This window comes from Flagellimonas sp. 389 (assembly GCF_018449435.1).
Classification (GTDB): domain Bacteria; phylum Bacteroidota; class Bacteroidia; order Flavobacteriales; family Flavobacteriaceae; genus Flagellimonas.
The window spans coordinates 148,880-161,885 of sequence record NZ_JAHCMU010000006.1; the positions used below are offsets into that span (position 1 = coordinate 148,880).

The window sequence follows — 13,006 nt, forward strand, 5'->3', positions numbered from 1 at the left end:
CAACTAATTTAATATTAGTGGGATGACGCTTCGCCAGCTCCACTGGGTATTCGTATATCCTCAACAATTTGCTGAACATTCTCTGGCGGTGCTTTTGTGAACTTATTGACCACCAAGGAAACTACAAAGTTTACCAGCATGGCGATGGTACCAAAACCTTCTGGTGAAATGCCAAACCACCAAGATGCTTTAAGACCTTCTACTGCTGACTTGCCTCCATCGAAAATGCCGAACTTAAATTTCAACATGTAGAAAAGCATCAATAAAATACCGACTACCATTCCTGCAACGGCACCTTCTTTGTTCATTTTCTTGTAAAAAATTCCCAATACAATGGCCGGAAAAAATGAAGCAGCAGCAAGTCCGAATGCCAACGCTACCACAGCTGCAACAAAGCCGGGCGGGTTTATTCCAAAATAACCGGCAATCACCACCGCAACCGTAGCGGCACCACGAGCGGCCCAGAGTTCTCCTTTTTCAGAAATATTAGGAACAAAGATTTTCTTTACCAAATCGTGGGATACCGAAGATGAAATAACCAATAGCAACCCGGCAGCCGTAGAAAGTGCGGCAGCAAGACCACCTGCAGCTACGAGCGCAATGACCCAAGCGGGCAGATTTGCAATCTCCGGATTGGCCAATACCATAATGTCCCTATCAACGGTCAGTTCATTTTTAGCTTTATCCGCCACATATTGAATTTTTCCATCTTTATTTTTATCATCAAAAGCAAGAAGTCCTGTGCCTTCCCAGTTTTTAAACCATTCGGGCATAGACGAATATTCTTTATCACTCACCGTTTCGATCATATTGGTCCTCGCAAATACCGCGACCGCAGGTGCCGTAGTATAAAGTATAGCGATAAGCAACAATGCCAACCCTGCGGACTTACGGGCATCTTTCACCCTTTTTACGGTAAAAAACCGTACAATCACGTGGGGAAGTCCAGCGGTACCTACCATTAATGCCAAGGTAATTGCAAATACGTCCACTAAACTTTTAGAACCAGAGGTATATTCTGCAAATCCAAGCTCCGTGGATAATCCATTTAGTTTTTCCAACAAATACACCCCGGAACCATCATTTACCGTGCTTCCCATTCCCAATTGTGGAATAGGATTGCCGGTCATTTGTATGGAAATAAAAATTGCCGGAACCATAAAGGCAAATATCAAGACACAGTATTGTGCTACTTGGGTATAGGTAATCCCTTTCATTCCACCTAAAACGGCATAGAACAGCACAATCACCATCCCAATAATGACCCCGGTATTAATATCAACTTCCAAAAATCTGGAAAAAACGACACCGACTCCACGCATTTGGCCAGCCACATAAGTAAAAGAGACCAGCAAAGCACAAAAAACGGCGACCATTCTAGCAGTATTGGAATAATAGCGGTCTCCAATAAAATCGGGTACCGTAAACTTACCAAACTTTCGTAGGTACGGTGCCAGTAAAAGTGCCAACAGTACATAACCTCCTGTCCATCCCATTAAATATACAGATCCGTCATATCCTGCAAAGGCAATGATACCTGCCATTGAAATAAAGGATGCGGCGGACATCCAATCTGCAGCTGTTGCCATGGCATTTGCCAATGGGGAAACTCCCCCGCCAGCAACATAAAATTCTTTTGTTGATCCTGCTCTGGACCAAATTGCAATTCCTATGTAAAGACCAAAGGTTATCGCAACCAGTGCATAGGTCCATATTTGAACATCGTTCATATTGTAGTGTTTTTAGTTAGTTATTACTCGTCGTAGCCGTATTTTTTATCCAGCTTGTTCATTAATCGTACGTAGACGAAAATCAAGATCACAAATACGTAGATCGATCCTTGTTGCGCAAACCAAAACCCTAGCTTAAAGCCACCGATTTGGATGGTATTGAGTGCGTCTTTAAAAATAATGGCAGCTCCATAGGAAACAGCGAACCAAATGGCTAGCAGGATAAAAAGATATCCAAGGTTTTCTTTCCAGTAGGCGGATGCTTTTTGTTGTTTTTCTGACATAATTCGTTGGTTTTATAAATAAATCATTGCTTGAACCGTAAATATTCCATTGCTATCACCATCTCCATATTTGAAGTTGGAATATTCAAAAGATAGTTTGGAATGGTGTCCGGTAAAGTAAATGTTCCCTCCAACTCCAAATCGATTTGCGGAGTCGTCAATAGCGTCTACGCTGCGGTTTTGATACGAAAGATAGGGCTGAAACCGAGTCTTATCCTTTTCACCAGCTAGTAAATAGCCTACATGCCCATAGATCATATTTCCCGAATCGTAAGTAGTTCCCAAGGCAAAATCACGGCCATAGTCATTATTTTGAAACTTAGCGTACGCTGTAATCGCACTGCCGTCTGCGCCCAAAGGGGTATCATAAAAAGCATCGACCGCAAAAACAGAAACATCCTCTCCAGATAATTCCCCTGCACTATCCGCAACCACAGAGCCGTTGGGATGCACTAAAAAGCCAGCACCAATATTGAACACTTTTTTACTACCTAGGTATGTACCCACTTTATAGGGAAGGAAATTGGATTCTTGATCTAAGAAATTATAGGAAAAATACCCTTGCACCAATTTTCCAGCATCACGTGAGCCCAACAATCTTCTCCCTGCATATATTGCCGAGCCGTCTGGGGTTGGTGCTACATCTTCCTGAAGATTATTTGTACCTGCTTCATCCAAAGAAAGGTTATAGAACAGTTTGCCAAACTTTCCTTTGATATATACACCAATATGTCGTGCAAATTGGTCTGAAAGCCCCAAAACTGCCCAAGATTGTCGGTTGTTATCCAAGGTCATAAAGTTTAGGGTACTGGCACTATTTAATCTAGAAATACCGTTCCAATAGTGTAATCCAGCTCCAATTTGATGGTTTTCATCATAAGACCACTCTCCCCAAAAGTCATGAAAAAACAATTGTGAGTTAGCACCTGTTCCTATGGCGCTTTGGTTTTCACCATTTAATGAATTTAGCCCTAAATGGGTCAAAATCATGAATTTTTTATTCAACTGTGTATAGGTAAGTAGTCGAGCTCTTCGTACACTAAGGTTGAATTTGCTGGCATCATCGGCAACATTGTCGTTGTATTGTGCCCAAAATTGACCCCATGCAATTATTCGAAAATATTTAGAGCCGTCTTCGTTCAATTTTACTTTGTAACCTCCATCATACTCAGTGCTACCTTGTGAACGAACTACCTGCATGACCAGCAGACCTAGTGCCAGTCCAAAGACTATTTTTTTCATTTTTAGCTGTTATTAGTGATTTGTTGCATGCACTACGAACATCCAAAAAAAACAGTGTGAAAGAAAACTTAATATACTTTAATGGTAATTTGATATAGTTATTCCCTGAAACGTTCCCATTTAATCAGCATAAACTTATCACCAAGTTCTGCAACCAAAACTCCTGCGCCTTTAATATTCGATGGGTTTTGAAAATAGGTTTTCAACTCTTTTTCGTTAAGAATTTTATAGGTTGGATGGTAATTCGTTTTGTAGGGCCGCTTAATATTATATTTCCGTACCCAGTTCATTATGGATACGTGGGAAACTCCTAAAATTCTTTCGATTTCTCGATAGGTCAAACCTTCTAGATATAGCTGTAGTGCCTTATTGACATAGTAGTCATCAATTTGCTTGCCTAGCTTTCCGACAGTAAAAAAATAATTACAGGATTTACATTTATACCGTTGTCTTTGATTTACGATTCCAGCTTTTGTAAATTTTGTTGAAGCACAATTAGGGCAGGCATCCATAATAACTATAGTATTTTTGCATAAATATATCAATTTAGCAAAATATATAGTAAATGTTTAAGGTTTTAAGGATTATTTTAAAAAAAGCTGTCTTTCAACTGAAAATATTCATTCTCAGCTTTGTCAATAAACAGAACTATCTAAAGAGATTTTAAGTAATTGGAAATATTAAGTGAAATACGCTCCTGTAGATTAGAGACTTCGGCTTTTAGAAAAGGCTCTCCCATAATACTTTCATAGAGCTCAATATAACGTTCTGAGACCGATGTTATATAGTCATCGCTCATTTCAGGAACATCTTGGCCTTCAAGACCTTGAAAATCATTGGAGATAAGCCATTGTCGAACAAACTCTTTTGACAATTGCTTTTGGGCTTCTCCTTTAGCCTGACGTTCTTCATATCCATCGGCATAAAAATAGCGCGAAGAATCTGGCGTATGAATTTCATCTATCAGAACGATTTCACCATCTTGTGTCTTACCAAATTCATATTTGGTATCAACAAGAATCAATCCACGTTTAGCAGTAATTTCCGTACCTCGCTGGAACAGGTCTCTGGTATACTTTTCCAGTACTTCATAATCACTTTTAGAAACAATTCCCTTGCTCAGTATTTCAGCTTTGGATATATCCTCGTCATGGTTACCTTTTTCTGCTTTTGTTGCAGGGGTAATTATAGGATTAGGGAATTTATCATTCTCTTTCATACCCTCAGGCATAGGCTCTCCACATATGGTACGCCTGCCTTCTTTATACTCTCTTGCAGCGTGCCCCGATAAGTATCCCCTGATCACCATCTCAACCTTAAAGGGCTCACAAGCTTTACCTATCGCTACATTTGGATCTGGCGTCGCCATTAACCAATTAGGCACAATATCCTCAGTTGCCTTCATCATTTTAGTAGCAATCTGGTTGAGGATTTGTCCTTTATAAGGTATTCCCTTTGGCATGACCACATCAAAAGCGGATAATCTATCCGTAGCGACCATAACCAAAATATAGTTGTTAAGGGTATAGACTTCCCGTACTTTTCCTTTGTAGACCGATTTTTGTCCAGCAAAGTGAAAATTAGTATCCATCAAGGTGTTTTTCATACTGCGATTCTATGAATGATTTTGTAGTATTTTTTAGAGACACAAATTCTACGAGTTTTCACCAGGAATTAAAGTTTAGGTGTTTCATCAGAAAAAGTTTGGAAGGTTTAATGAAAAAAATAGCATAAACAAACTTTGTATTTCCTATTTCTAACCTCGTACTTCTAACTTAATTATGATGCTCAATATTTTTATAGGCGTCAATAACCTTTTTGACCAACTTATGGCGGATTACATCTTTATCATCTAAATAGATCATGCTTATCCCCTCAACATTCTGTAGTACCAAAAGCGCTTCTTTTAAACCAGAAATTACCCGTCTTGGCAAATCGATCTGTCCTGGGTCGCCCGTTAATAAAAACTTTGCATTCTTTCCCATTCGGGTGAGGAACATCTTCATTTGTGCATGGGTCGTGTTCTGGGCTTCATCCAAAATAACAAAGGCATTATCCAAGGTCCTACCGCGCATAAACGCCATGGGTGCAATCTGAATTGTACCGTCCTCAATATATTTATCCAACTTTTCAGATGCGATCATATCCCGCAACGCATCATATAACGGCTGCATATATGGGTCTAATTTCTCCTTTAAATCTCCGGGCAAAAACCCCAAATTCTCTCCAGCTTCTACCGCAGGGCGAGTCAAAATAATACGGCGTACTTCTTTTTCCTTCAATGCCTTTACGGCTAAAGCAACTCCAGTGTAGGTCTTACCAGTACCGGCAGGCCCTATTGCAAAGACCATATCATCTTTCTTGCATGCATCCACCAGACGTCTCTGATTAGCCGTCTGTGCCTTTATCAGCTTACCACTAACACCATGTACCAGCACATCACCACTACTTTTAGACGATGTATAATCCTCTTTCCCATTACTGGTAAGTACGCGCTCTATCATATTCTCGTCCAGCTTGTTGTACTTGGCAAAATGGTTGGTGAGCATATCAAAACGCTTGTCGAACTCCTCCAGAAGCGCTTCATCACCATATACCTTTATTTTGCTGCCACGGGCAACAATCTTCAGTTTGGGAAAATACTTTTTTAGTAATTCAATGTTTTCATTGCGTTGCCCAAAAAAATCCTGTGGGCTAATCTCCGTAAGTTCTATGATTAATTCGTTCAAAAAGAGTGGGATGTTTTAAGGTTATTTTTGCGGCGTTCTTATTCGTTCTTTTTATTTAATTTTATCGCACAAACTTAACCAAAAATCGATTTGAGCAGGGAAAAACATATCAACAGTATTGCATGGCAATCATAACATTAACTACAGATTTTGGGTACAAAGACCATTTTGTAGGTGCTATAAAGGGAACTATACTAAATAACCTGCCAGAAACCACAGTTGTTGATATTTCACATGCCATCAGTCCGTTCAATATTCAGGAGTGTGCGTATATCCTGAAAAATGCATATCGTTCTTTTCCAGAGGGTACGGTCCATGTTGTTGGCGTAGATTCGGAGTTATCTATTGAAAACCAACATATTGCGGTCCACGTCGACGGGCATTATTTTGTTAGTGCCAACAACGGCGTAATTTCTTTGATCACTTCAGAAATAAATCCTGATAAAATTGTTGAAATAAACATTCCAAATTCAAGTGCGGGTTCTTTTCCAGTTTTCAACATTTTTGCACAAGTGGCTTGCCATATTGCAAGGGGAGGAAAATTGGAGGTCATTGGAAAACCATTCGATGATTTAAAAGAATTAAAGGAATTTGAACCTCGAATCATTAATAATGGGAAAAGTATCACTGGAAATGTTATCTATATTGATAACTATGGCAATGTAATCACCAACATACAAAGGAATCTTTTTGAAGCCTATCGCAACGGACGCGATTTTGAGGTAATCGCAAGAACCAATAAGCTCAAGACCATTCATGGTACGTATAACGGAATCATAGATTTTGATTTGGACAAGGTGAACCGCAAAGGTCCTGGTGATGCATTGGCGCTTTTCAATTCTGCCGGTTACATTGAACTTGCTATCTATAAAAGTGATCTAAAGACTGTTGGGGGCGCCTCTACCCTACTGGGCCTAAATTATAGGGATACCGTAACCATAAATTTTCTGTAAATGCTCATTCGCATCGTAAAACTCACTTTTAAAAGCGAAAATATTGCTAGTTTTAAGCAAATTTTTGAAACGACCAAACCTAGCATACTAGCCTTTGAAGGGTGTACGCTAGTGGAATTGTACCAAGACCTTAAAAATCCCTGTATTTTTTTCACCTATAGTTTTTGGGAAAAAGAATCTGATTTGGAAAACTATCGGCAATCCGATTTTTTTAAAGGTGTTTGGAGCAATACTAAAACATTGTTTTCGGAAAAACCTGAAGCATGGAGTGTGGAAAAAGTCGATGGTTGATGGTTGATGGTTGATGGTTGATGGTTGATGGTTGATGGTTGATGGTTGATGGTTGATGGTTGATGGTTGATGGTAAGAAAAAATAATTAGCTTATAAAGTATTGAATATGAACAAAAAAGTATTGACAAATACGGATTACCGCCAACTGCCAACTGTAAACTGATAACCTTTTCAAAATATGTTTGCAATTTTTAAGCGGGAAGTACAATCTTTTTTTACATCGCCGATCGGTTACTTGATCGTGGGAGTGTTTTTATTACTGAATGGACTTTTCCTATGGGTATTTAAAGGTGACTTCAATATTTTTGATTATGGCTTTGCCGACCTCGGTAACCTCTTCTATCTAGCTCCATGGATTTTTATCTTTTTAGTGCCTGCCATAACCATGAAAAGTTTTTCGGAGGAACGTAAAGTGGGCACTTTGGAATTACTATTGATAAAGCCCATATCTATCTGGAAATTGGTTTTAGGGAAGTTTTGGGGTGCTGTTCTTCTATGTACCATTGCCGTACTGCCCACGATTATATACGTATTTGCAATTTCAGATTTAGGGATTACCGAAGGAAATTATGATTTGGGCGTAGTTTTAGGTTCATACTTCGGACTTTTTTTCTTGATTGCAGCATATACCGCTATAGGGCTTTTTTCATCTACCTTGTCCGATAATCAAATTGTGGCTTTTATCATTGGGATTCTTGTATGTTTTTTGTTGTTCAATGGATTTGAGACGGTTTCATCTCTTTTTTCTGAGGGGGAAACGCAACAACTTATCAAAAATATAGGCATGAGTGCACATTTTGATAGTATTGCAAGAGGTGTAGTCGATACTCGGGATTTAGTGTATTTTATCTCTATTACACTATTCTTTTTATTTGCAACCTTACTTCGAATTAAACAGTTGCCAAGATGACAAGAAAGTTTTCAATTTCACTTCTCGTAGCAATTGTTGTAGTTATATTGATAAATGTGCTAGGTAGTTTCTTTAATACAAGATTCGACCTTACCGAAGATAAAAGATTTACCTTATCCGAACCTGCTATTAAAACAGTCAAAAAATTCGATGCACCCGTTGTTATCGACATTCTTTTGGACGGTAATATTCCTCCGGAATTTTCAAGACTCAAAACGGAGACGTTACAATTATTGGCATCCTTCACTTCTGAAAATAAGAATATTGAATACAATTTAGTGAACCCGCTAGAGGATGAAACCCAAACACAACAGACCATTACGGATTTGCAACGCCTTGGTCTTACTCCTGCGAACATAACCGTGGAAGAAAATGGAAAGGTTTCCCAAGAGCTTGTTTTTCCCTGGGCCATGGTCAATTATAAAGAACAGACCGTAAAAGTGCCCCTACTCAAAAACAAATTGGGTTCAACTACGGAGGAACGTGTCAACAATTCCGTGCAGCAATTGGAATATGCTTTTGCAGATGCCTTTACCAAACTGACCATAGACGAAAAAAAACGGGTCGCTGTCATCAAAGGGAACGGAGAACTGGAAGATATTTATATCGCTGATTTTCTGACCTCTATTCAAGAGTATTATAATATTGGTGCCATTACGCTGGATTCAGTTGCCGAGAATCCCCAACGTGTACTGGAGCAATTAAAAGAGTTTGACCTCGCGTTGATCGCCAAACCAACAGAAGCTTTTTCAGATGGCGAAAAATATATCATGGACCAGTTTATTGTAAACGGTGGCAGGTCTATTTGGTTAATGGATAAAGTGGCCATAGAAATAGACAGCATTTTTAAAGGCGGGGGAAGTGCTTTGGCAATGCAGCGCAACTTAAACCTCAACGATTTTTTCTTCAAATATGGGGTACGTATCAATCCCGTGTTGGTTAACGACCTCTATTTTACCCAAATTGTTTTAGCTTCGGGAGAAGGTAACGATTCGCAATACAATCCAGTTCCGTGGTACTATAATCCCATGGTATTTTCTCGAAATGACCATCCCATCAATACCAATATTGAAGCTGTGCGCTATCAGTTTGCAAATACTATGGATGTATTGGAAAATGACTATAAAAAAACAGTTTTGTTAAGAAGTTCCCCCCTATCCAAAACAGAGGGAACACCCAAACAGATTGGGCTGGATATTTTGAACACCCCTCCGGATAGGGAATCTTACATAGATGGAAATCAACCCTTGGCGGTATTGATAGAAGGAGCATTCAATTCTACATTCAAAAATAGGGTGAAACCGATTGAGCTCTCCAATACCCTAGATCAAGGACCCGAGAATAAAATGATTGTCATCTCTGATGGCGACGTCATAAAGAATCAAGTACGGAATGGCAGACCTTTGGATTTAGGGTATGACAAATGGACAAATAGTACATACGGCAACAAGGAATTTCTGGTGAATTGCATGAACTATCTTTTAGATGATAACGGACTTATAAACATTAGAAATAAAAAAGTGTCCATCCCTTTACTGGATGTTGAGAAAATCGCGGCAAAAAAAACAAAATGGCAGCTTATAAACGTTGGGCTTCCAGTACTTTTAACCTTTGTGATAGGCATTTTCTTCGGCATATACAGAAAACGAAAATTTGCAGCATAGGTGTTAATAAATTTGTTTCATTGCTATCGTGTTTTAAGATATATTTGTTTCTATTGATTTTATGAGTTTTGCCGCATTATGATTTTTAGGCAAACACAATGCTAAAAAAAGAGTCCTTTTAATGAAATTTATAGTATCCAGTACATATTTATTAAAACAACTTCAGATTTTAGGAGGTGTAATCAACAACAGTAATACGCTCCCAATTCTAGATAATTTTCTTTTCGATTTAAAACAAAATAAATTAACGGTTTCCGCATCTGACTTAGAAACCACTATGAGTTCTGTCTTAGAGGTCGATTCTGATTCTGAAGGAACCATTGCAGTTCCGGCAAGGCTGTTGTTAGATACATTAAAGACCTTTCCCGAACAACCATTAACATTTGTTGTAGAGGATAACAATACTGTTGAAATAAGCTCAAACCATGGTAAATATGCTTTGGCATATGCCGATGGAGCTGAATTCCCAAAAGCTGTGGAAGTTACAAATCCAAGCTCCACTACCCTACTTGGCGATATCTTGGCAACGGCCATCAACAAAACTATTTTTGCTGCTGGGAATGATGATTTACGCCCAGTGATGAGCGGTGTGTTTTTTCAATTCTCAACAGAAAACCTAACATTCGTTGCTACGGATGCCCATAAATTGGTAAAATACCAACGTAATGACGTGACAGCTTCCGAAGTTGCAGAATTTATAATGCCCAAGAAGCCCTTGACACTTTTAAAAGGTATTCTTTCTGGTTCTGAATCCGAAGTGACCATTGAATACAATGACAGTAATGCCAAATTTATTTTTGACGATTCAGAGCTGATCTGTAGACTTATAGATGGAAAATACCCTAACTACGAAGCGGTGATTCCAAAAGAAAATCCAAATAGGTTATCTATAGGCAGAAATCAATTCCTGAGTTCTGTGCGCAGGGTATCCATATTTTCCAATAAAACCACCCATCAGATACGATTGAAGATTGCTGGTGCCGAATTAAATATATCTGCAGAAGATGTTGATTACAGCAACAAAGCGGAAGAACGGCTTTCCTGCGCTTATCAAGGCGACGATATGCAGATTGGTTTTAATTCCAGATTTTTGGTGGAAATGCTCAACAACTTGACTTCAGATGAAGTTTCGTTAGAAATGAGCCTACCCAATAGGGCTGGAATATTAACTCCTGTTGATGGATTGGATGAGGGCGAACATGTTACCATGCTTGTAATGCCCGTTATGCTGAATAACTAATTACCTATACCTAAATACTTGAAAAGCTAGCGCAAATTGTGCTAGCTTTTTTCTTTTTAAAGAAACGGGATGGTCAAAAAATAAGAGGGGGATTCTCCATTTGCTGCTTTCACAGCATTTACTATAGGGAGCACAAAGCCTAAAATGGCAACTCCTATAAGTCCTAAGATTCCCAATCCCAATAACAGAATCGCAGGAACGCTTATAATAATGTAAAGCAATAAACTTAACTGCAGATTGATTACAGCTTTCCCGTGTTCATTCATTCCCTCAACGGTACGTCTTGAGGTCAACCAGATGATCAACGGTACAATAAAACCTCCAAAGCCTGTTACATAATGCAATAATTGTGATAAATGTGTAATGGATAAAAGTGTATTGTCCTTTCTGATTACATTTTGATTGATGATTTCCATTTTGATTGATTTTTGATGATATGTTATATGGGTATACATTTTTAAAGAAATGTTACAGGAGTTACGTAATTTGTATTTTTGCCCATATGTCAAATGTAGATACCATAATTGCTTTAGCAACACCATCCGGTACAGGCGCCATTGCGGTAATACGAGTCTCTGGACCTAGCGCCATTATTATCTCGGATACTGTTTTTAAATCTGTTAGCAATAAAAAGCTGACCAATCAAAAAAGCCACACCATTCACTTAGGCCATATTGTTCAAAACGATAAAATTCTGGACAAAGTTTTGGTCTCCTTATTTAAGGCACCTCACTCCTACACCGGTGAAAATATTATTGAGATATCTTGTCATGGTTCACCTTACATTCAGCAGCAAATCGTCCAACTCTTTTTAAGACAAGGGTGCAGAACAGCAACTGCCGGTGAGTTCACCTTACGAGCTTTTTTAAATGGAAAAATGGACCTTAGCCAAGCAGAGGCCGTTGCAGACCTCATTGCGAGCGATAGCGCTGCAGCACACGAAGTGGCCATACAGCAGATGCGCGGCGGCTTCAGTAATGAAATCCAACAACTACGTGAAGAGTTATTAAATTTTGCCTCATTGATCGAGTTGGAGTTGGATTTTTCGCAAGAAGATGTTGAGTTTGCCGACCGAAGCGAGTTCAATGCCCTATTGAATCGTATAAGCGAGGTACTAAAGAAGTTAATTGATTCTTTTGCCCTTGGCAATGTCGTAAAGAATGGTATTCCTGTTGCCATAGTAGGAGAACCCAATGTTGGTAAATCAACACTCTTAAATACGCTTTTAAACGAAGAACGGGCAATCGTAAGCGATATAGCTGGTACAACCAGGGATACCGTTGAGGACCAAATTAGTCTTGGTGGAATCAATTTCAGGTTTATTGATACGGCAGGTATTCGAAAGACAAAAGATGTAGTCGAACAAATAGGCATTCAACGAACCTTCGAGAAAATTGAAAAAGCCAGATTGATCATTTTTATTTTTGACAGTCCGGATTTTGATAGGTCGGAATTGAAAAGTATACGGGAGATGTACCCCAATAAAGAAATCCTGCCAATCTGTAATAAAGTCGATGCTCTGGATAATCAGCAAATTGATTTACTCAAAAAAGAAGTTCCTGATGTGATGTTCTTGTCAGCCAAACATGGAACCGGAATATCGAGCTTGGAAGAAAAATTGTTATCTCTCGTCGATTCAGGTGCCCTGAGCGGTGACCAAACCATTGTCACTAATAACAGGCATTACGATGCCTTGCTCAAAGCATTGGAGGAAATCCAAAAAGTAAAAGAAGGAATGGAAATTGGATTAGCAAGTGATTTAATGGCTATTGACATTAGACAAGCCCTTTTTCATTTGGGTGAAATTACAGGAAGTGTGACTACTGATGATTTACTGGGAAATATTTTTTCTAATTTCTGTATCGGGAAATAGCTTTTTTATTGACTTTCATCCAATTATCAATTTTTAAAAGGAATTTTCGATGCTTTAGTTTCAGATATGAGTGACTAAAATGCTATTAT

At 38.8% G+C, this 13,006-nt stretch carries 13 protein-coding genes; 6 read left to right on the forward strand and 7 right to left on the reverse strand.

Going from position 1 to position 13,006, the window contains the following annotated elements; translation table 11 throughout:
- Positions 1–14: 14 nt before the first annotated feature.
- The 6 genes from KIM67_RS07105 to KIM67_RS07130 all read right to left on the reverse strand — a co-directional run bounded on the left by KIM67_RS07105 (position 15) and on the right by KIM67_RS07130 (position 5,985).
- Positions 15–1,730, reverse strand: a complete 1,716-nt coding sequence (locus KIM67_RS07105; RefSeq protein WP_213830648.1) for a sodium:solute symporter family protein — start codon at positions 1,728–1,730, stop codon at positions 15–17.
- A 23-nt stretch (positions 1,731–1,753) separates the two neighbouring features.
- Positions 1,754–2,014 (reverse strand): DUF4212 domain-containing protein, encoded by a 261-nt coding sequence (locus KIM67_RS07110; RefSeq protein ID WP_213830649.1) that lies wholly within the window; start codon positions 2,012–2,014, stop codon positions 1,754–1,756.
- Between the two features lie 12 nt (positions 2,015–2,026).
- The gene (locus KIM67_RS07115) at positions 2,027–3,256 is read right to left on the reverse strand and encodes a hypothetical protein (protein WP_213830650.1); all 1,230 of its coding nucleotides are present in this window, start codon (positions 3,254–3,256) and stop codon (positions 2,027–2,029) included.
- Positions 3,257–3,354: 98 nt separating this feature from the next.
- Entirely contained in the window at positions 3,355–3,768 is a 414-nt protein-coding gene (locus tag KIM67_RS07120) for a helix-turn-helix domain-containing protein (RefSeq protein WP_213830651.1), read from the reverse strand.
- 140 nt (positions 3,769–3,908) lie between these two features.
- Complete coding sequence (locus tag KIM67_RS07125) at positions 3,909–4,862, reverse strand: phosphoribosylaminoimidazolesuccinocarboxamide synthase (protein WP_213830652.1); 954 nt, start codon at positions 4,860–4,862, stop codon at positions 3,909–3,911.
- A gap of 169 nt (positions 4,863–5,031) precedes the next feature.
- Complete coding sequence (locus KIM67_RS07130; RefSeq protein ID WP_213830653.1) at positions 5,032–5,985, reverse strand: PhoH family protein; 954 nt, start codon at positions 5,983–5,985, stop codon at positions 5,032–5,034.
- 122 nt (positions 5,986–6,107) lie between these two features.
- On the opposite strand from KIM67_RS07130, the gene KIM67_RS07135 reads away from it, so the two are divergent.
- The 5 genes from KIM67_RS07135 (at position 6,108) to dnaN (ending at position 11,044) form a co-directional block, all read left to right on the forward strand.
- Positions 6,108–6,938 carry an S-adenosyl-l-methionine hydroxide adenosyltransferase family protein gene (locus KIM67_RS07135; protein ID WP_213830654.1) on the forward strand — a complete coding sequence of 277 codons (831 nt, stop codon included), beginning with the start codon at positions 6,108–6,110 and terminating at the stop codon, positions 6,936–6,938.
- On the forward strand, positions 6,939–7,229 hold the full coding sequence (locus KIM67_RS07140) for a putative quinol monooxygenase (protein ID WP_213830655.1): 291 nt from the start codon (positions 6,939–6,941) through the stop codon (positions 7,227–7,229).
- A 179-nt stretch (positions 7,230–7,408) separates the two neighbouring features.
- The gene (gldF, locus tag KIM67_RS07145; RefSeq protein WP_213830656.1) at positions 7,409–8,140 is read left to right on the forward strand and encodes a gliding motility-associated ABC transporter permease subunit GldF; all 732 of its coding nucleotides are present in this window, start codon (positions 7,409–7,411) and stop codon (positions 8,138–8,140) included.
- Positions 8,137–9,804 (forward strand): gliding motility-associated ABC transporter substrate-binding protein GldG, encoded by a 1,668-nt coding sequence (gene gldG, locus KIM67_RS07150; RefSeq protein WP_213830657.1) that lies wholly within the window; start codon positions 8,137–8,139, stop codon positions 9,802–9,804. The genes gldF and gldG overlap by 4 nt, the downstream gene beginning before the upstream one ends.
- Before the next feature lie 121 nt (positions 9,805–9,925).
- Entirely contained in the window at positions 9,926–11,044 is a 1,119-nt protein-coding gene (dnaN, locus tag KIM67_RS07155) for a DNA polymerase III subunit beta (RefSeq protein ID WP_213830658.1), read from the forward strand.
- Positions 11,045–11,100: 56 nt separating this feature from the next.
- Here dnaN and KIM67_RS07160 read toward each other — a convergent pair whose 3' ends face one another.
- Positions 11,101–11,460: a DUF4870 domain-containing protein gene (locus KIM67_RS07160; RefSeq protein WP_213830659.1), complete on the reverse strand. Its 360-nt coding sequence runs from the start codon at positions 11,458–11,460 to the stop codon at positions 11,101–11,103.
- An 86-nt stretch (positions 11,461–11,546) separates the two neighbouring features.
- On the opposite strand from KIM67_RS07160, the gene mnmE reads away from it, so the two are divergent.
- Positions 11,547–12,917, forward strand: a complete 1,371-nt coding sequence (gene mnmE / locus KIM67_RS07165; protein WP_213830660.1) for a tRNA uridine-5-carboxymethylaminomethyl(34) synthesis GTPase MnmE — start codon at positions 11,547–11,549, stop codon at positions 12,915–12,917.
- The last annotated feature ends 89 nt before the right edge of the window (positions 12,918–13,006 follow it).

What these genes read in the sequence shown, in the direction of transcription:
- KIM67_RS07105 (WP_213830648.1), bottom strand. Translation starts at nt 1,730, where the DNA reads ATGAACGATGTTCAAATATGGACCTATGCACTGGTTGCGATAACCTTT.
- KIM67_RS07110 (WP_213830649.1), bottom strand. Translation starts at nt 2,014, where the DNA reads ATGTCAGAAAAACAACAAAAAGCATCCGCCTACTGGAAAGAAAACCTT.
- KIM67_RS07115 (WP_213830650.1), bottom strand. Translation starts at nt 3,256, where the DNA reads ATGAAAAAAATAGTCTTTGGACTGGCACTAGGTCTGCTGGTCATGCAG.
- KIM67_RS07120 (WP_213830651.1), bottom strand. Translation starts at nt 3,768, where the DNA reads ATGGATGCCTGCCCTAATTGTGCTTCAACAAAATTTACAAAAGCTGGA.
- KIM67_RS07125 (WP_213830652.1), bottom strand. Translation starts at nt 4,862, where the DNA reads ATGAAAAACACCTTGATGGATACTAATTTTCACTTTGCTGGACAAAAA.
- KIM67_RS07135 (WP_213830654.1), top strand. Translation starts at nt 6,108, where the DNA reads ATGGCAATCATAACATTAACTACAGATTTTGGGTACAAAGACCATTTT.
- KIM67_RS07140 (WP_213830655.1), top strand. Translation starts at nt 6,939, where the DNA reads ATGCTCATTCGCATCGTAAAACTCACTTTTAAAAGCGAAAATATTGCT.
- gldF (WP_213830656.1), top strand. Translation starts at nt 7,409, where the DNA reads ATGTTTGCAATTTTTAAGCGGGAAGTACAATCTTTTTTTACATCGCCG.
- gldG (WP_213830657.1), top strand. Translation starts at nt 8,137, where the DNA reads ATGACAAGAAAGTTTTCAATTTCACTTCTCGTAGCAATTGTTGTAGTT.
- dnaN (WP_213830658.1), top strand. Translation starts at nt 9,926, where the DNA reads ATGAAATTTATAGTATCCAGTACATATTTATTAAAACAACTTCAGATT.
- KIM67_RS07160 (WP_213830659.1), bottom strand. Translation starts at nt 11,460, where the DNA reads ATGGAAATCATCAATCAAAATGTAATCAGAAAGGACAATACACTTTTA.
- mnmE (WP_213830660.1), top strand. Translation starts at nt 11,547, where the DNA reads ATGTCAAATGTAGATACCATAATTGCTTTAGCAACACCATCCGGTACA.